This is a genomic window from Companilactobacillus tucceti DSM 20183, from assembly GCF_001434665.1.
Taxonomy (GTDB): Bacteria; Bacillota; Bacilli; order Lactobacillales; family Lactobacillaceae; genus Companilactobacillus; species Companilactobacillus tucceti.
Window position 1 is genome coordinate 22,432 of record NZ_AZDG01000010.1, and the last position, 18,524, is coordinate 40,955.

The 18,524-nt window shown below is 34.0% G+C and carries 18 protein-coding genes, 1 riboswitch and 1 other annotated feature; of the genes, 1 reads left to right on the forward strand and 17 read right to left on the reverse strand.

Annotation, left to right across the window (positions count from 1 at the left end):
• Positions 1-44: 44 nt before the first annotated feature.
• Genes FC72_RS05540 through mraZ form a run of 8 tightly spaced genes read right to left on the reverse strand, consistent with a single transcriptional unit; the run spans position 45 to position 8,139 of the window.
• Positions 45-743, reverse strand: coding sequence for a cell division protein FtsQ/DivIB (locus FC72_RS05540; protein ID WP_057765617.1), 699 nt, complete (start codon positions 741-743; stop codon positions 45-47).
• Positions 744-755: 12 nt separating this feature from the next.
• Positions 756-1,853: an undecaprenyldiphospho-muramoylpentapeptide beta-N-acetylglucosaminyltransferase gene (murG, locus tag FC72_RS05545; RefSeq protein WP_057765741.1), complete on the reverse strand. Its 1,098-nt coding sequence runs from the start codon at positions 1,851-1,853 to the stop codon at positions 756-758.
• Between the two features lie 8 nt (positions 1,854-1,861).
• Positions 1,862-3,232, reverse strand: a complete 1,371-nt coding sequence (gene murD / locus FC72_RS05550; RefSeq protein ID WP_057765619.1) for a UDP-N-acetylmuramoyl-L-alanine--D-glutamate ligase — start codon at positions 3,230-3,232, stop codon at positions 1,862-1,864.
• A 10-nt stretch (positions 3,233-3,242) separates the two neighbouring features.
• Positions 3,243-4,208: a phospho-N-acetylmuramoyl-pentapeptide-transferase gene (mraY, locus tag FC72_RS05555; RefSeq protein WP_057765621.1), complete on the reverse strand. Its 966-nt coding sequence runs from the start codon at positions 4,206-4,208 to the stop codon at positions 3,243-3,245.
• A gap of 15 nt (positions 4,209-4,223) precedes the next feature.
• Positions 4,224-6,395, reverse strand: a complete 2,172-nt coding sequence (locus tag FC72_RS05560; protein ID WP_057765623.1) for a penicillin-binding transpeptidase domain-containing protein — start codon at positions 6,393-6,395, stop codon at positions 4,224-4,226.
• On the reverse strand, positions 6,392-6,754 hold the full coding sequence (gene ftsL / locus FC72_RS05565) for a cell division protein FtsL (RefSeq protein WP_057765625.1): 363 nt from the start codon (positions 6,752-6,754) through the stop codon (positions 6,392-6,394). The genes FC72_RS05560 and ftsL overlap by 4 nt, the downstream gene beginning before the upstream one ends.
• 16 nt (positions 6,755-6,770) lie before the next feature.
• On the reverse strand, positions 6,771-7,718 hold the full coding sequence (gene rsmH / locus FC72_RS05570) for a 16S rRNA (cytosine(1402)-N(4))-methyltransferase RsmH (RefSeq protein WP_057765627.1): 948 nt from the start codon (positions 7,716-7,718) through the stop codon (positions 6,771-6,773).
• The gene (gene mraZ / locus FC72_RS05575; protein WP_057765630.1) at positions 7,708-8,139 is read right to left on the reverse strand and encodes a division/cell wall cluster transcriptional repressor MraZ; all 432 of its coding nucleotides are present in this window, start codon (positions 8,137-8,139) and stop codon (positions 7,708-7,710) included. Before mraZ ends, rsmH begins: the two co-directional genes overlap by 11 nt.
• Positions 8,140-8,373: 234 nt before the next feature.
• On the opposite strand from mraZ, the gene FC72_RS10645 reads away from it, so the two are divergent.
• Positions 8,374-8,493, forward strand: a complete 120-nt coding sequence (locus FC72_RS10645) for a DUF4044 domain-containing protein (protein ID WP_083480759.1) — start codon at positions 8,374-8,376, stop codon at positions 8,491-8,493.
• Between the two features lie 331 nt (positions 8,494-8,824).
• Here the strand turns inward: FC72_RS10645 and thiT are convergent, their stop codons facing one another.
• The 9 genes from thiT to FC72_RS05620 all read right to left on the reverse strand — a co-directional run bounded on the left by thiT (position 8,825) and on the right by FC72_RS05620 (position 18,288).
• Positions 8,825-9,412, reverse strand: coding sequence for an energy-coupled thiamine transporter ThiT (thiT, locus tag FC72_RS05580; protein WP_057765632.1), 588 nt, complete (start codon positions 9,410-9,412; stop codon positions 8,825-8,827).
• 52 nt (positions 9,413-9,464) lie between these two features.
• Positions 9,465-9,567, reverse strand: a riboswitch (TPP riboswitch).
• Positions 9,568-9,594: 27 nt separating this feature from the next.
• Positions 9,595-10,395 carry a septum site-determining protein MinD gene (minD, locus tag FC72_RS05585; RefSeq protein WP_057765635.1) on the reverse strand — a complete coding sequence of 267 codons (801 nt, stop codon included), beginning with the start codon at positions 10,393-10,395 and terminating at the stop codon, positions 9,595-9,597.
• A gap of 2 nt (positions 10,396-10,397) precedes the next feature.
• Positions 10,398-11,060, reverse strand: a complete 663-nt coding sequence (locus FC72_RS05590) for a septum site-determining protein MinC (protein ID WP_057765637.1) — start codon at positions 11,058-11,060, stop codon at positions 10,398-10,400.
• A complete protein-coding gene (mreD, locus tag FC72_RS05595; RefSeq protein ID WP_057765638.1) occupies positions 11,057-11,599 on the reverse strand; it encodes a rod shape-determining protein MreD in 543 nt (180 codons plus the stop codon). Before mreD ends, FC72_RS05590 begins: the two co-directional genes overlap by 4 nt.
• Positions 11,599-12,459 (reverse strand): rod shape-determining protein MreC, encoded by an 861-nt coding sequence (gene mreC / locus FC72_RS05600; protein WP_057765640.1) that lies wholly within the window; start codon positions 12,457-12,459, stop codon positions 11,599-11,601. The genes mreD and mreC overlap by 1 nt, the downstream gene beginning before the upstream one ends.
• Positions 12,460-12,504: 45 nt before the next feature.
• The gene (locus tag FC72_RS05605; protein ID WP_057765642.1) at positions 12,505-13,506 is read right to left on the reverse strand and encodes a rod shape-determining protein; all 1,002 of its coding nucleotides are present in this window, start codon (positions 13,504-13,506) and stop codon (positions 12,505-12,507) included.
• A gap of 94 nt (positions 13,507-13,600) precedes the next feature.
• The gene (gene radC / locus FC72_RS05610; protein ID WP_057765644.1) at positions 13,601-14,236 is read right to left on the reverse strand and encodes a RadC family protein; all 636 of its coding nucleotides are present in this window, start codon (positions 14,234-14,236) and stop codon (positions 13,601-13,603) included.
• An 11-nt stretch (positions 14,237-14,247) separates the two neighbouring features.
• Entirely contained in the window at positions 14,248-15,510 is a 1,263-nt protein-coding gene (locus FC72_RS05615) for a bifunctional folylpolyglutamate synthase/dihydrofolate synthase (protein ID WP_057765646.1), read from the reverse strand.
• A gap of 129 nt (positions 15,511-15,639) precedes the next feature.
• Positions 15,640-18,288 carry a valine--tRNA ligase gene (locus tag FC72_RS05620; RefSeq protein WP_057765648.1) on the reverse strand — a complete coding sequence of 883 codons (2,649 nt, stop codon included), beginning with the start codon at positions 18,286-18,288 and terminating at the stop codon, positions 15,640-15,642.
• 37 nt (positions 18,289-18,325) lie between these two features.
• Positions 18,326-18,511 (reverse strand) — a binding site (T-box leader).
• Between the last annotated feature and the right edge of the window lie 13 nt (positions 18,512-18,524).

Genomic DNA, 18,524 nt, shown 5'->3' on the forward strand with positions numbered 1-18,524 from the left:
TCTTTTCATTAGAAAATTTTAACACAAATATGACTATATTAAACCTATTTCTTAGCTTTAAAAGGATAAGAATATGCACCAATTTCTAAATTAATTACACCTTTTCGCTTCATTTGAGCAGCAATACTTGGATAATACTTCATTTTTGCCTCTACGGTTCTAATATCAGCAACCACCTTGTTACCATCATTCATATCAATTTTGATACGATATGGATTCAATTTGGTTGGAGCGTTATAAAACTGAGAAACATTAGTTCTTACATTATCAGGCAAATTCTTATAGATTTTTGAAATCTTCTTTAAGCCTTTTTTATTAAATCCACTATAAATTGGATAATTTCCAATTGGCGCATGCATTCTTTGATTCAATATACGTCCGCCATTTACCACTCGGTAATAATAACCATCTTTATAAATTAATCCTAAAGTTGGAATCTCTTTCACTTTTATCACTATATCGCGTAAATTACGAGTTCTAAATGAAACAGTCTTTATCGAAGGTAATTTCTTTTTAGTTTTATCAGCAATTGATCGATGATCTAACAAAACATTGACCAATAAACTATTGTTATTGATTTCAGTGGCATCTATAACTTGTTGTGCACCTAAATCATTAACACCTTCAACATTGACATTTCTTACTTTACTAAGTGGAGAACCTAGATAAGCAATGAAAATTATCACGACAGTCAAAATCAAGATAATACTATTTTTACCTAAATTCTTCCTCTTCTTTGTCATAATAACTCCTAACTACTTAACTAAGTCAGTCAATACCTTAATCAATTTATCAGACGCATCTGGAACACCAATTTCTTTAGAGGCAGTTGACATTTTGTCTCTAAGGTCTTCACTACTCATTATCTTATTAACTTCTGAGTACAACGATTCTGAAGTTAAATCTGACTCAGGAATCATGACAGCTGCACCATTTTTGGCAACTGACAAAGCATTTTTAGTTTGATGATCGTGTGTTACATAAGGACTTGGAACAAATATTGCAGGTATTCCTAATGCCGTTATCTCTGCAATACTTGTGGCCCCACTTCGACCAACGATCAAACTAATATCAGGTAAAATTTCAGGCATATTATCAATATAAGGTTGCACAGATACATTGTCCATGTTCAATGATTTGGAATCAATCTTTTTGATTACATCATCGTAATGTACCCTTCCTGTCACAAACAATAATTGATAATCTGATTTTGAAAATCTTTCCAAAGATTCAATCGTCGTCTTATTAATAGGAGCTGCTCCCCTTGAACCACCAAAAATCATAACCGTAGGTTTATCAGCCTTTAATTCATAATCTTCTAAACGAGTATTCTTTTCTATCTTAGCAACTTCTTGAGCTCTAGGATTACCGGTAAAAACAATCTTTCTCTTCTCACTGAATTGATCTTGTGCTTCCTTAAAAGCAATCGCAATCTTATCAACAAAGTGACCAAGAAATTTATTTGTTATACCAGCAATAGTATTTTGCTCATGGATCACTGTTGGAATATGTAGTCTGTGTGCTGCGTATACAACCGCACTTGAAACATAACCACCAGTACCAATAACAACATCGGGATCAAATTCTTTGATTATCTTTTTAGATTTTCTAACACTAGATAAAAATAATTGCATAACTTTAACATTTTCAAATGTTAGTTTACGTTTAAATCCCCTTATTTCTATTGTCTTAAAAGGAATGCCCGCATTATTAACAATTTTACTCTCTAAGCCCTTTTCAGTACCGACATATAAAACCTCATCAACAAGGTTTCTCTCCTTTAAGCGCTTAATTAAAGCCATCGCAGGATAAATATGTCCACCGGTACCTCCACCAGAAACTACTATTCGCAATTTGGTCATTATGCCTCTCCTTTGAGTCCTTCAACTTCTTCTATAAATTGATCTCCACGTTGTTCAAAAGTATCAAACTGATCCCAGCTAGCAGCTGCAGGAGATAATAAAACAACGTCTCCCTTATCACTTTGACGATAAGCTTCAGGTACAGCTTCGGCAAGATTAGATACTTTTATGATATTTGTGATATTAGCCTTTTGAGCGGCATCAACCATCTTATCTGCAGTTTCACCATATAAAATTATATTCTTAACTTTTTTTAGGGGCTCAACTAATTCATCAAACCCATTACCACGATCAAGACCACCAGCAATCAAAGTCAACGGCTTGTCACCAAATGCTTCCAATGCAACAGTAGTGGCCTCAATATTTGTAGCTTTAGAATCGTTATAAAATCTACGACCATTAAATTCATCTACAAATTGAATACGATGTTTTACTCCCTTGAATGAAGTCAAAATATTAATTATATCTTCGTTCTTGACGTCAAATAATTTAGCAACATTGATTGCAGCTAATGCATTTTGAACATTATGCTCCCCAGGAATTTTAATAGCATCAATATTCAAAACAAATTCTTTGTCATAATAAATTTCATTATTTTTGACATAAGCACCATGATCTAGTACTTGGTTGTCGGAAAATGGAACAATCTGAGCTTTTGAATCTTTGGCTAGTTGACGCCATTCTTCTTCATTCCAGTTAACAATGAAATAATCATCTTTAGTCTGATTCTTAGTAATATGCATCTTAGCCTTAATATAATTTGCTCTTGTTTTATGGAAGTCTAAATGAGTTGAATAAATATTATTTAATACAGCTACATGAGGATGCAAATCAATTGTTCCTTCTAATTGAAAGCTAGAAAGTTCAGTTACCACAACATCATCTTTTGAAGCTTTCTGAATCACTTCAGAAATGGGTATACCAATATTACCTGCATAAAATGAATTTTTAAATTTGGGTGAATGTTCCAACATCAATTTTATTAATGTTGTTACAGTGGTCTTACCATTAGTACCGGTAACACCAACCATATGAGCATCAGAGAAGCTGTAGGCGATCTCTGGTTCTGTAATAACTGGAATGTTTAATTCTTCTGCATGCTGAATCAATTCATTGGAATAAAAAATTCCAGGATTTTTAACAACATAGTCAAACGATTCATCCACTAGAGATGCGTCATTACTACCTGTAATAACTTTAAATCCTTGATCCATCAATTCCTTTGCTTCTTTATTTCCTTCTAACGGATTTGAATCAACAACTGTTACATCTGAATTCATTTTATTTAATAATTTTGCAACTGCAAAACCACTTTTTGCTAAACCCAAGACGAGAATTTTTTTATTTGAGTATTTACTTTCTGCTTTCATGACTGACTTCCTATATAAATAATATTAGATAAATTCCTGAACAAACAATTCCAATGATCCAAAAAACAATATCAATTTTCCATTCGTTCCATCCAACCATCTCAAAGTGATGATGAACTGGTGTCATTTTAAAGATACGTTTATGGAAAACTTTGAATGAAAAGACTTGTAGCATTACACTTGCCGTCTCTAAAACATAAACTAATCCAATTAGTAATAAGGACCAATAACGCCCAAGTAAAATAGCGATTACTGCAAGACCAGCACCTAGTGCTAATGACCCAACGTCACCCATAAAGATTTTGGCAGGTTTATGATTAAAAATTAAGAATGCTAATAATCCGCCGACCACTGAGAAACAAACGATTGCAATGTCAATTCTATTTTGATTTAGTGCAATGATTCCATAAGTTCCATAGGAAATAGTAGCTAAACCACCTAGTAATCCATCTATTCCATCAGTCAAATTGGTAGCGTTGGAAAATCCTACTAACCAAAAGACAGTAAATAAAACAAATATGATCACTGAATCGATCGACCAAATACCAGGAATAGTAAAGTTAAATGGCAATTGGTCAGTTGCATAAACATACAGAAAAATAAATGCAACTATAATTTGTAAAACAAGTTTTTGTAAAGCTTTCAAACCTAAATTACGTTTTTTAAATACTTTAATAAAATCATCAATAAACCCAATTCCACCATAAAGTATTATTACCAAGGTAATAATAATCAATGAATGAGTTAATTGATTTTGCCAGGCTCCAACCCACAGGTTAGTAATAGTCATAGCAATTATAATTAGAAGTCCACCCATAGTAGGCGTTCCTGATTTTTTCTTATGCCATTTTGGACCAACTTCACGAATAGATTGCCCTTCTTTATGAGCAATTAAGTAGCCAATAAAGAATGGCATCAGAATTGAGACTATGGCAAAGGTACTTACCACATCTATAATAATTTGACTTAGTTCCATGTAAATCCCCTCAACCTATTTATTTTTCAATGTAACTATAATTTTACCACTGTCATTCAGAACATGACCGGCCTTCAATGATTGAGATACTACATATCCGTCACCTTTTGTCGTAACATGCTTACCTGTAACTTCAGCAAATTTTAGAACATCATTTTTAGACCATCCACTTAAGTCTGGCATGGTCATCGCACCATTAGTCAATAGAACTATTCTTTGACCTGGCATAACTTTTTCACCACTAGCTGGTAATTGTTGAACTATTTTATCACCAGTCCCTATAATACCAGCTTGTAAATCCATAGATTCAATTTTCTTAGTAGCTTTATCAGTTGTACTATTCAAAAGACTTGGGATATTTACATATTGGCTGCCAGGAATATTGGACTTCGTTGGTGAACTTCCTTGATTTACTAACCTTGTTACCAATGGATTAAATATCTCTGACAAAATCTTTTCTGGAGATTCTGTCATTTCTTGAGGCTGCTTCATAGTGATATAAACAATATAATTAGGATCATCATATGGAATCATACCAGCAACTGAGAATATATAATTATTGGTACCTGTTAAGTAACCACCATTCTCAGATGCAATTTGAGCCGTACCAGTCTTTACACCGACCTTAACATCTGGAACATTATAAACTTGACCAGTACCATATTTCTTTGTTACAACTTGTCGCATTGCTTTTTTAACTTTTTTAGCAGTGTCAGATGAAATAGGTTCTCCAACTGTTTCAGCTTTATAGGTTTTTTCAGTTTTACCAGTTGTATCATTTACTACCTTTTTGATAATTTGAGGTTTGATCATCTTACCGTTATTAGCAACTGCAGAAAATGCTTGTAACATCTGGATAGCATTGACATTAACACTTTGACCAAATGACGTCATAGCTTGATCACTGGCATGTTCAAAAGAAATTCCTCCTGAAACTTCGCCTGGTAATTGGATTCCTGTCTTTTCACCAATTTTAAATCGTTTCATATATTTCATCCAAGTATCAGCACCCATTTTTTCTTCTAGGTGCACCATCCCAACGTTAGATGATCTTGGAAAAGCTTCTGATATAGGAATAGAACCCCAACCAGCATCGTTCCAGTCATTTATAGTTCTACTTCCTACTTCCACAGAACCAGACTGATATAACTCATTAGGGTCATAATTACCAGAGTCAATAGCAGCAGAAAGTGTCAAAATTTTCATAACTGATCCCGGTTCATACTGATCTTCTACTAAAGTGTCACGCCAACTATCTGTTAATCCCTTTCCAGTAGTCGGATTAAAAGTAGGTCTTTGAGTAGCGGCCTCAATTTGACCAGTTTTAGAGTTCATAACAATTACTTGTAAATTCTTAGGACTGTACTTATCTTGAACATTTTGTGCCAATATCTCAGCATATTGTTGGATTCGACTATTCAAAGTCAGATAAATATTGTTACCATCAATAGCATTTTTTTCTACTATTTGTGAATTAGGAAGTTCATTTCCATTAGAGTCTTGCTTAGTTATCTTCTTACCGTTAGTACCTGATAACATTTTATTGAAATATTTTTCAATACCCATAACGCCGCTGATGTTACTGTTAACATCATTAGCATTATTAGCTTGAGTAATTCCGACTAAATTAGTCGCAAATACGCCGTTTGGATATGACCTAGATGGCAATTCAACAAACTTTATTCCAGGTAAATTTTTAGAAGCAATCTTATTTTTCATTTCGATGGAAAGCCCACGACCAGATTGGCCGAACTCCACTTGATACTGTTTTTTATTTTTGGGATTCAAATATTCCAAAGCTTGCTTTTTTGAAATTGGCAAATATTTGCTCAAAATCTTTGCTACTTTGGACTTATTTTTAACATAATCCGGCTTCCCATCTTCTGTTTTAGCAGAATGTGAAATAACCGCATATATATTATAAATGCTTGAATCTCCAGCAATCATTTCACCATTTGTATCTAAAATTTCACCACGGTGAGCATTAACTGTTGCTGAGTGTTCATATTTCATTTTTGTTCTTTGAGCAAGATTTACTCCGTTATATTGCTTACTTATGGCAATGGAAGTAAATCTAACTGTTAAAGCTATAAAAAAAAGGGCAGTCACGAGCACTATTATTATTCCTACAATATAGTGATTTCGTGTTTCCTTATTTGATAAAGCTTTTTTTATAATCCGTCTCATTTCGAAACATTCCTTACATTCTTGTTACTCATTTTTAAATTATGTTCTTTTGCAAATGAAGACAGACGATCAAAGCTTGTCATCTCTGAAATTTCTTGTCGTAAATTAATATTTTCTGTGCTTGTTTTACTTAATTTAGATGTAACTTCATCTAAATTATTCTGAGCTGCAGTCATGGAAACATTAATACTGACCAATGCCACCATTAAAGACAATACTAAAACACCTAAACCTATTAATAAACTTATCTCAAGTTTTGATACGGCGACACGGCCGGATACTTTGGGGGTATTAACAGGTTTAGCTTGTGGTTGAACTTCTTCGTAGTTTTGTAGATTTCTGGCTGTACTTTCTCTCATCTTTAATTCTCCAATATTAGATCTTTTCTACAACTCGTAATTTAGCACTATGTGCTCGATTATTTTGATCCAATTCATTTTCTTTTGGCAAAATTGGTTTTCTTGTAATCATTTTTAAATCCGGTTTTAAATAGTCAGGAATCACCGGCAAACCTTGTGGTACATCAATTTGTGATTTTTCCTTAAATATATGTTTAACTATTCGATCTTCTTTAGATTGGAAGGTTATTACACTTATACGTCCTTTGGGAGCCAATAAATCAATGGCTTGCTCTAACGATCTCTCCAATGAACCTAATTCATCGTTAACGGCAATTCTAATTGCTTGGAAAACTCTCTTGGCAGGATGACCGCCAGTTCTTCTTCTTGCAGCTGGAATTGAATTTTTTATAATATCCGCTAACTCTAAAGTAGAAGTTATACGGTGATCTTCTCTAATCCTTTCGATTGAACGTGCAATTTGTTTCGAGAACTTTTCATCACTATATTTATAAAAAATACTAACTAAATCATTGTAATCCCAGTCATTAACAATTTTTTCAGCATCTAAATCTTGACGTTGATCCATACGCATATCTAAACGAGCTTCTTTTTTATATGAGAAGCCTCTTTGTGCATCATCAAATTGAGGAGATGAAACTCCCAAATCATATACCACACCATCCACTGCTGTGACATTTAATTTATTTAGGCTTTCCTTCATATTCTCAAAATTGCTTCTAATCAAGGTCAATTGATTGTTACCTATGGCATCACTATTTTTAAGCTTTTCTCCAGCCTCAATAGCAGTCTCGTCCCTATCAAATGCATAAACATGACTGTTATTAATATGACTAAGCAACTCTTTAGTATGTCCCCCACGGCCAAACGTTGCATCGACATAAATACCATTGTCATGCGGATTCAATTGTTCAATTGTTTCTTTTAATAAAACTGTTTTATGTTTAAATTCATTAGAAGTCAAAATCCGTCATTTTCTCCGATATTTCTTCAAAATTATCTTCAGCTTCTTTACTGAAATCGTTCCATCTGTTTTCGTCCCAAATTTCAATTCTATCTGAGACTCCGACGATAACACAGTTCTTTTCCAATTTGGAAAAACTGATCAAAGGTGCTGAAATGTTAATTCTACCCTGCTTATCAAATTCAACCTCAGTCGCAGCTGAGTAGAAAAATCTAGTAAAAGAACGAGCATCCTTTTTCGTTAAAGGTAATTTATCTAATTGAGCTTCCAATTTTTCCCATTGTGAAAGAGGATATCCAAATAGGCATCCGTCCATACCACGCGTAATGACAAAGCTTGTCCCCATTTCTTTACGAAATTTAGCGGGAACAATAATTCGTCCTTTACTATCGATCGTGTGATGAAATTCACCCATGAACATCCCAGTCACCTCAATTCTTTAACACCTCTTAATTTACCACAATTCCCCACAATTAACCACTTGTTATTGCATATTGCTATTGACAAATCAAAAAAACTCCCGATCCACTGATAAATAAGATTATAAGTGGTGGGAGATGTATTCTAAATTTGCTAATAACAGGATTAAAGTTGCATAAAATGATTGAGTGAAGTAGTATTTCATTATATGAAATCAGATTAGGTGGTGGAAGTTTTGAACGACGAAAAAAAGCCTAAAAGTACTTTAACTAAAATAATTCAAGTTGTTGTTTGGTTAATGATCTTAGTTACCATCGGTGGAGTCGTACTCGGATCTCTTATGAGTTTTATTTAGACAGATAAGAGTGTGACAAAAGGCGGTCTGCCACCGGAACATAGTCTAGAATCACGAATGATTGGTACTATCAATCATTCGTGGTTCGTAACTATGTGGAGGTTGCAGCATTTTGTTACACGTTTAGGCTATAAAAAGTTTGGAAATAAAAGAGGTTGTGACTTATGTCATGGCTCCTTTTTTGATTTTTAACTTAAACGTGCAGCATAAACATGTGCCAACACATAGCTTTTTACGCTTAAATCAAATAAGCCCGTCAATCCAAAATCGGATTGACGGGCTTATTTGCCTTAATGCTCGAAAGCTGACCATGTGTTGGCACGCTCTCTTTTTAACCTTTAACAATAATAAAACGTTTAAAGACACGACTTAAAACTACAAGTAAGACTATCAACATAATCATATTTGCAATAAAGCTACCACCATTTATAACCCATGAATAAATCCATGGATTCATGGTCTTTGGCGCATATGCACCCCAGTAAATACCACCTGCTAAGAAATGCAAGAAGTATTTAACAAGGAACCCTAACGCAGAATATAAAATTATCAAGCCAAGTGGATTACCACCATTTTGAATTTTGTTTTTAACTTGAACACTGCCAAGACCAACTAACCCAACAGCAGCAAACGCTAATGGATATTCGACCAATCCTTGTAATGGATTTAAAAATCCACCACTACTGAACCCCTTTAAAATTAAATCCAAAATTCCCCAAACAAGTCCAGCAGTCAGCCCAGGTTTTACACCTCTTCTTAAAGCATAAATAGCCATAGGTATAAGTCCATATTCAACTTGGATAGATGAAACACCTAAATCATGCGGAACAAATGACAATGCCTGAGCAGCGGCAACAATTATTGCGCCTTCTGTCAAAACAACTAAGCCATTATTTCTAGTTGCAATATTTTTTTGCATATAAAAAGACTCCCTTATAATATTTGCCATCACAAGAGAGTCCAACTGTACACAGTGTCCCTAAACACGATCCCTACGCATGTATTAACATAACAGGTTTAAAGGGTCTGAATTTCAATTCACTCTCAGCCGAAATGGCTCCCCTTGTGTTGACTACTTAATATATTGTTACTATACCACAATTAGTTTTTTCTTCCAAAAATACGTCCTAAGAAACTAGTTTTTTTCGTTTCATTGAAAATATCCAAAGGAATATTTTCCCCAAGCATTCTATGAGCAATATTTTTGTAACTATGACCTGCATCACTTTTATCATCCAACACTACCATCTGTCCAGAATTGGATGCTGCAATGACTTCATCTTCATCAATCACGATTCCTAGTAAAGGAATTCCCAAATGATTGACTATATCATCAATCTTCATTGATGTTCCATTATTGATCATATTTTTTCTAACTCGATTTATAATTAAATGCGGCGTTATTGGCATATTCATATTCTCTAATATTCCAACTACTCTATCGGCATCACTAACCGAAGCTATCTCTGGGTTTGTAACCACAATAGCTCCATCAGCAACTGTTACGGCATTTTGAAATCCATACTCAATTCCAGCTGGACAATCAATCATTACAAAATCAAAACGCTGTTTCAAATATTCGATGATACTTTCCAAAGATGCCTGATCCAATGCATATTTGTCAGTAAACTGAGATGCCGCCAATAAATATAAATTATCATCAAATTTAGGATCTCGAACTAAGGCCTGGGACAAAACAACACGTCCTTGAGCAACATCGACAATATCGTAAACTACACGATTAGTTAATCCTAAAACTGAATCTAAGTTACGTAAACCAATATCAAGATCAACCATGCAGACTTTTTTTCCTAAACCTGCAAGAACAGTACTGATATTAGCCGTTGTAGTGGTTTTTCCCACTCCACCTTTACCGGAAGTTATAACAATTGATATCCCCATTATTATACCGTCCTCTTTCTCGAATCATTTATAATCTCACGATAATTTTGCATATCTTCAACATTTATAGTATGAAGATCATCTAAGTAAGCAAAACTATCATTTTTAAACTTGCTTGAATTATCTTCAGTAACAATTTCAATAACATCAGCAATTCTTAACTGAGCAGCTCCATCTAAGTTTCCACAAATAGCTGCACCTGTATTATCTGGATAACCTGCTTGTACTATTCCATGAACTTTACCAATTATAAAAACTGAACCTGTAGCACTAATATGTGCTCCTTCATGCAATGTTCCCAAGAATAACAAATCACCATCGTATTCTAACTTTTGTCCACTACGAACAATTCCCGCTTCTATATTCATTTGACTCTTTTTTATCAAATCTTCAATAATTGACTTTTCTTCGACATCAGAGTCAATACTTTTAATTTCAATCTGCGGATACTCGGCAAAAGAAGTTTTCAATTCTTTTACTTGTTCACTTGTTAGTAATCGGTTACCGGTTTTAATAGTAAATTGAATAACTTCTTCTTCAGAAGATCCAACATTTTGATTAGCAATAATCTCTTTTAATTCTTTTAATGAATTACCAAAGTCGCCCTGATCATTAATGGTCATGACATAACCGTCTTTACTTCCTTTAAGAGTAACGTCACTCATTTACTATCCCTCCTGTATTTAACAAGCCAATCACTCAAGTTAGCCAGTGGAATATAAAGAATGAAAAATACGATCATATTCCATAGTAAAGTGGGTCCTAAAGTAAAGGTAATAAAGTCCATAGCATTTACATTGATCTGTTGTAACAATCTTTCTAGTATATATACCCCAGATTGTACAAATGTTAATGCTAGGAAATAAATAGAAATTTCATATCCCATATTTGCTTTAACAAATAAAAACTTATAATGATCGACTCCCACCATTGCTAGTGGAAGTAAAATTGTATACAAACCTATCAAGCCAAAATAATAGGAATCGTAAATCAAACCAAATATGACGCCATAAAGAATCAGTTGTCTACGAGTACTGATCCTCATTGAAAGCATAACCATTACCATTAACATAAGTTGAGGAACAATTATGATATCACCAGTATTCATATTATTTAGAAATGACCACTTCATTAATCCATCTAAATAAAATGCCAATAAAGCGAGAATTACTTGGCCTGTAATTTTACGTGTTTTAACGTTCATTACTCTTCACCACTCACAGATGATTTAATAACAGTTACAACAGTGAAGTTTCTCATCTCAGCTGCAGGAACTATGTAGACAGAATTAGTCATTCCGTAATTATCTTTTTTAACTGAACTTACTTTACCAATATACAACCCTCTAGGAGTAACACCACCTAAACCGGATGTAATAACTTTTTGGCCTTTTTTGATATCTTTTGTTGAAGTGACATTTTCCATAACTAAGTCTCCAGAATCACTATCATACTTACTTATGACACCAGTAATGTTCTTATTCGTACTTTGAATCTCAGCAGCAAACTTGTCATTAAGTTCATTATTAGTAGAAATCAATTCAACTTTAGAACTGATCTTATCAACTTCAACTATACGTCCGATCAATCCTTTACCAGACATAACAGGCATATTTTTCTTAAGACCGCTTGTTTGTCCACGATTGATCGTCAAATAATTTTGCCAACTACTTGGAGAGCGTGACAATACCGATGCATTTACTGAACTGTAATCAGTTAAAGTCGCATTTAATTTCAATTCTTCTTTTAGCTTTTTATTCTCTTCTTGAACGACCTTCAACCTAGCTTGATTCTGTGCTAAATCACCGATCTTAGCCTTCAGTCTACGATTCTCAGTATATGTATTATACAAATCTGAAAACTCTGATGTTGCATTTTTGACAGCATTAGTTGGGTAGGCAAATATACCTCCGACGATACTAACAGTGTCATTACCTACCTGCTGTACAACAGGAGGAGTACTTTTCTTATCCTTAATATTGACTGACACGGCTAATAATCCAAAGGTCACGATAATAATCAACATTAGAATAATTAACTTTTTATTTGAAAAAAACTTTTGCATTGCTTCCTCCTACTTGAACAAATAAAAAAAACGGGATTAACCCGCTTATTTTTGTCGACGCATTACATCGATATTTTTAAGAGATTCTCCAGTACCGATGGCTACACAGTCTAGTGGGTCTTGAGCAATGAATACGGGTACTCCAGTTGCTTCAGAAATAACTTCTGGCAAATGATGTAGTAAAGCACCACCACCAGTAAGTACGATACCATGATCAATTACATCCGCAGCAATTTCAGGAGAAGTTTCTTCAAGTGTTTCTTTAATAGTCTCGATTATTTCTTGAACATCTTCATGGATGGCTGTAGCAATATCTTCACCAGTTAATTGAATTGTCTTAGGTAGACCTGTAACCAAATCTCTACCACGAATTTGCATTGATTCGATTTCTTTAGCCTTCTCAATTGATGCTGAACCAATTTGGATCTTAACATCTTCGGCAGTTCTCTCACCAATTTGCAAGTTAAAGTTAGTTTTAATGAATGATGAAATAGATTCATCAAACTTGTCACCAGCAACTCTGATTGAACGAGATGAGACAATTCCACCTAATGAGATAGTGGCAACATCTGTTGTACCACCACCAATATCAACAACCATATTTCCGGTTGGGTCCATTACTGGAAGACCTGCACCAATTGCAGCAGCAAATGGTTCTTCTATTACATATGCTTCACGAGCTCCTGCATGTTGAGTTGCTTCAATGACAGCACGTTTTTCAACTTCAGTAACACCACTAGGTACACAAACCATAACTGATGGTTTTGAGTTCCCAGCTGTTTTTTCGATGAAATATTTCATCATAGCTGCAGTTGTATCGTAATCAGCAATAACACCATCTCTCATAGGACGGATAGCTGAGATACTTCCGGGTGTACGACCAATCATTTCACGGGCATCGGAACCAACGGCAACGATTTCTCCAGTGTTGTTATTCTTTGCTACAACTGATGGTTCATTAAGGGCAATACCCTTACCTTCTACATAGACAAGTGTATTAGCAGTACCTAAGTCTATACCAAGTTTCTTTGATCCAATACCAAACAATTTATATTCTCTCCTTTAAAGTACACACCACATTTTACGCTAAACAAAATTATATCATACAAAAGCCCAATTTAAAGTAGCACAGTAACTTAAACTAAATTAAATTAGATGACTTCATACTGAGATATGAATTTCTAGTTATTACTAAATGATCAACTAGACCAATGCCTAATAATTGGCAACATTCGTGCAGTCTCAATGAAAAGTTTCGGTCATTTTTAGATGGGCTTAATCTTCCACTAGGATGATTGTGAGCAATAAGAACTCGACACGCTGAAACGCTTAGGGCTTCACGCAAAATATCTCTAGGGTGGACAGTCGCCGAATTAATGGTACCAATAAAAATAACCTTTTCTATTATAATATGATTACTATTATCTAGATATACTGCAATTAATTTTTCTTGTGGTGAGCTTCCAATTTTTTTTACTAGATGTTCTCCTAATATTGATAATTCTATTATCTCATCAGGTAATTTATCAGCTTTTAGTTTACGTTCACCTAACTCTAAAGCAGACAGTAATTTGCAGGCGTTAGCTAATCCAACACCTTTTATATCTGTTAGTTGCTTTAAATTTAATTGAAGGTCTTCTGATTTTGACAAAATATCTGTAGATATATCTAAGACACTCTGACCTTTAATTCCATTACCTAAAACTACGGCAATTAATTCTTCTGTTTTTAAAGACTTTACTCCGTGATTTAAAATCTTTTCTCTTAATTTTATCATTGTATCCTAAATTACGAAAAAAATGATTCCAAATCAGAAACTAAATAAAATGAACCAGTTACTAATAAAACTTGTTGTTCCGTTAAATTATTTTCTATTTCTTTTAGCTTATTTCGATAGTCTTTCACAAAAACTACATTATTATATACTGAAAAGTCATAATCAGCTACATCAGCAGAACGATTCATGTCTAAAGTAGTTACATAAACCTTGTTAACACGCTCGGACAAATAATTCAAAATATCTTTTCTATCTTTGTCCTTCATTCCAGCATACATTATAATTATATCTTTCTTTTCCCAATTTGATATTAAAGAATTTATTAAATTCTTAATTGCTGAAAAGTTATGCGCACCATCTAGAATAATCATTGGCTTTTTATGAACCACTTGCATTCTACCTAATATTAAATGTGATTCAAGATTATCCTTAACTAATTCTAAATCAACTTTTTCCTGATTAATAGTTTGATAGGCTAAAAAAGTTCTTATAGCAATCGACATATTAACAGCGGTTGTCTTTTCAAAACTTGAACAATTAATTCCTTTAATTACTACATTCTTGCCTATGTAATCAAAAACGCTTTGATTTTCACTAGTTTCAAAATCACAAATTTCAAAGTCTTTACCAAATTCAAACATCTGGCTGTGCATTTCAGCTGCTCTTTTGGTAACGATATTACGAACATCTGGTTGCAAATATCCAGTAACCACTGGTCTATCATTCTTTATTATTCCAGATTTTTCAGCTGCTATATCTTGTAAAGTCGGTCCAATTATTTTTTCATGATCCATATCTATCGAAGTAATTACAGAAACATCTGGCAAAATCACATTAGTTTTATCGTGAGCTGCTCCAATACCAACTTCTATAACTGCTACATCTACTTTATCTTTGAAATAAGTGAAGCCTAGAATCACGACAAATTCAAATTCGGTTAAATCAATTTTATCAGTAACTTTTCTAACACGATCTACCAATTCAACCAAAGCATCATCAGAAATCATTTTATGATTAATTTGAATTCTTTCATTGAATTTTATAATAAATGGTGAAGTAAACATCCCAACTCTTTTACCAGTTGCTTCTAGTAAGTTGGATAAATAATTGCAAGTGCTTCCTTTGCCATTTGTTCCCGTAACATGGATAGTCTTATAACTATTTTGAGGATTACCTAACTGGTCTAAAGCTTTTTTGATGTTTTCTAAACTATCAGTTCTATGAAATTTAGAAAATGAATGAATATAATTAATAGTTTCCTGATAACTTAACACGAGATAATTCCCCCTAAAATAGTAAAAAAGTCGTTATTTGCCTAAACAAACAACGACTTTTTTTGTAGTCTAATGGAAATAGACCACAAATTAACAAGTAGTCAATTTGCCACATTCCCCATTATAAGACTATTTATTAGCTTTTAGTTGATCAATTCTTTGACTGATCTTGGCTTGACGTGATTTATAGTCGGCTAATTTTTCTTTTTGTTCAGCGACCACTTTTTCAGGAGCCTTTTTAACAAAGTTTTCATTTGAAAGCTTCTTATCTAAACGACTAATTTCTTTGTCCATTTTAGCCATTTCTTCATTTTGACGAGCAATTTCCTCATCAAGGTCAATCAATTCTGCTAAAGGAATGTAAACTTCTGTTCCGTTTGTGACCGAAGTCATGGCAAGTGCTGGAGCTTCAAGATCAGTATCAATTTGTAGATCCTTTGGATGTGCAAATCTATCAACATAATCTTTGTTATTCAAAATGACTTCTTTTATATCATCATTTTGAGGCTTGATCATGATATCAATTGCTTTAGATAAAGGAGCATTGGCTTCAAGACGAATCTTTCTAACTGACTTGATCAAGTCAATTAGGACGTCCATATCACTCATAGCTTTTTCATTCTTAAATTCATCGTGATTTTCAGGATATGAAGATAATGAAATTGATTTACCATTATGTGGCATTGATAACCAAATTTTTTCGGTAACAAATGGCATGATTGGGTGCATTAGCTTCAAGATCTTATCAAGAACATATGTTAATAGCATTCTCTTTTGGTCTTTTGCATCCCCATCTTCACCAGTTAATGTAGCCTTACTCATTTCAATATACCAATCACAGAAATCATTCCAAATTAAATTATAAAGATTACGGCCTACTTCACCAAATTCAAATTTATCCATCAAACGATTAACTTCATTAACTGTTTGATTCAATTTAGCTAAAATCCACTTATCTGAAAGGTCATAGCTTGTTACCTTTGATAAATCATCCATAGCTGGTGTATTTTCATCAAGATTCATAATAACAAAACGACTAGCATTCCAAATCTTATTAATGAAATTCCAGGCTGAATCCATCTTGTCATAACTAAAACGTGTATCTTGGCCAGGTGTTGATCCATTCATTAAGAACCAACGTAAAGCATCTGCACCATATTTCTCGATAACATCCATTGGATCAATACCATTACCAAGTGACTTACTCATCTTGCGACCTTGTTCATCACGAATCAAACCATGAATAACAACATGTTCAAATGGACGCTTCTCAGTAAATTTAAGACTTGTAAAGATCATTCTTGAAACCCAGAAGAAGATAATGTCGTAACCAGTTACTAATGTGTCTGTTGGGAAATAACGTTTGTAATCATCGCTATCTGTATCTGGCCAACCCATAGTTGAAAATGGCCATAGAGCACTTGAGAACCAAGTATCAAGCACATCACTCTCTTGTGTCCAATTTTCAATATCCTTAGGTGCTTCTTCACCAACATACATTTTGCCGGTTTCTTTGTTATACCAAGCAGGAATTTGATGTCCCCACCATAATTGTCTTGAAATTACCCAATCATGAACATTATCCATCCATTGTGTAAATGTATCTTCGAAACGATCAGGAACAAAGTTAACTCTAGAATCAGTTTTTTGGTTTTTCAAAGCTAGTTCTGCTAATGGCTTCATCTTAACGAACCATTGTGTTGATAAACGAGGTTCAACTTGAACACCTGAACGTTCTGAATGTCCAACACTGTGAACAATAGGTTCAACATTTAACATGTAATCTTGATCTTTCAAATCTTTAACCATTGCTTTACGAGCTTCGAAACGATCCATGCCATTATATTTACCAGCATTTTCATTCATAGTTCCGTCAGCATTCATCGTATTGATTCTTTCAAGATCATGTCTATTACCAACAGCAAAGTCATTAGGGTCATGGGCAGGTGTAATTTTAACCATACCTGTACCGAATTCCTTATCAACATAATGATCAGTTATGATTGGAACTTTGCGATCAACTAGAGGAACAATGACTTCTTTACCAACTATATCCTTATAACGTTCATCACTTGGATTGACGGCAATAGCTATATCACCAAACATTGTTTCTGGACGAGTTGTGGCAATTTCAATATAACCAGATCCATCGGCATATGGATACTTAACATGATAAAAGGCACCTTGATCATCCTTATGAATAACTTCAATGTCAGATAAAGCTGTTTGAAGTTGTGGATCCCAATTAATAATGTACTCACCACGATAAATCAAACCTTCGTTGTACAACTTAACAAAAACCTTACGAACAGCTTTTGAAAGGCCTTCGTCAAGAGTGAATCGTTCACGATCATAATCAAGTGATAGACCTAATTTACCCCATTGAGATTTAATGATCGAAGCAAATTCATCTTTCCATTTCCAAACTTCATCAACAAACTTTTCACGTCCAAGGTCATATCTAGAGATGCCTTGTTCACGTAACTTAGCTTCAACTTTAGCTTGAGTAGCAATTCCGGCATGATCCATACCTGGAAGATACAAAGTATCATAGCCTTGCATACGTTTATAGCGAATCAAAGTATCTTGAATAGTAGTATCCCAAGCATGTCCTAAATGCAACTTACCAGTAACATTTGGTGGTGGGATAACGATTGAGTATGGCTTTGCTTTCTTGTCTCCGGAAGGCTTAAATACTCCTTCATCAAGCCATTTTTGATAACGGCCTGCTTCGACTTCTTTGGGACTATATTTAGTATCCATGTCGATTTCTCTCATAAAATTTCCTCCATAAAATAAAAAAAGCACTCATCCTGAATAGGACGAATGCTCGCGGTACCACCTAAATTAGGAGTCAAAGACTCCTCTCTCAACAGATAACGGTGGCCCGATCAATTTTGATAGCTCACAGGTAACAATTAAAGAATTCAACTAAGTACTTTTCAGCGACTGTACTCTCTCTAAAGTTTATTTCAATAATACTCCTGATCAAAGCTGTTGTTTATGATAATAAA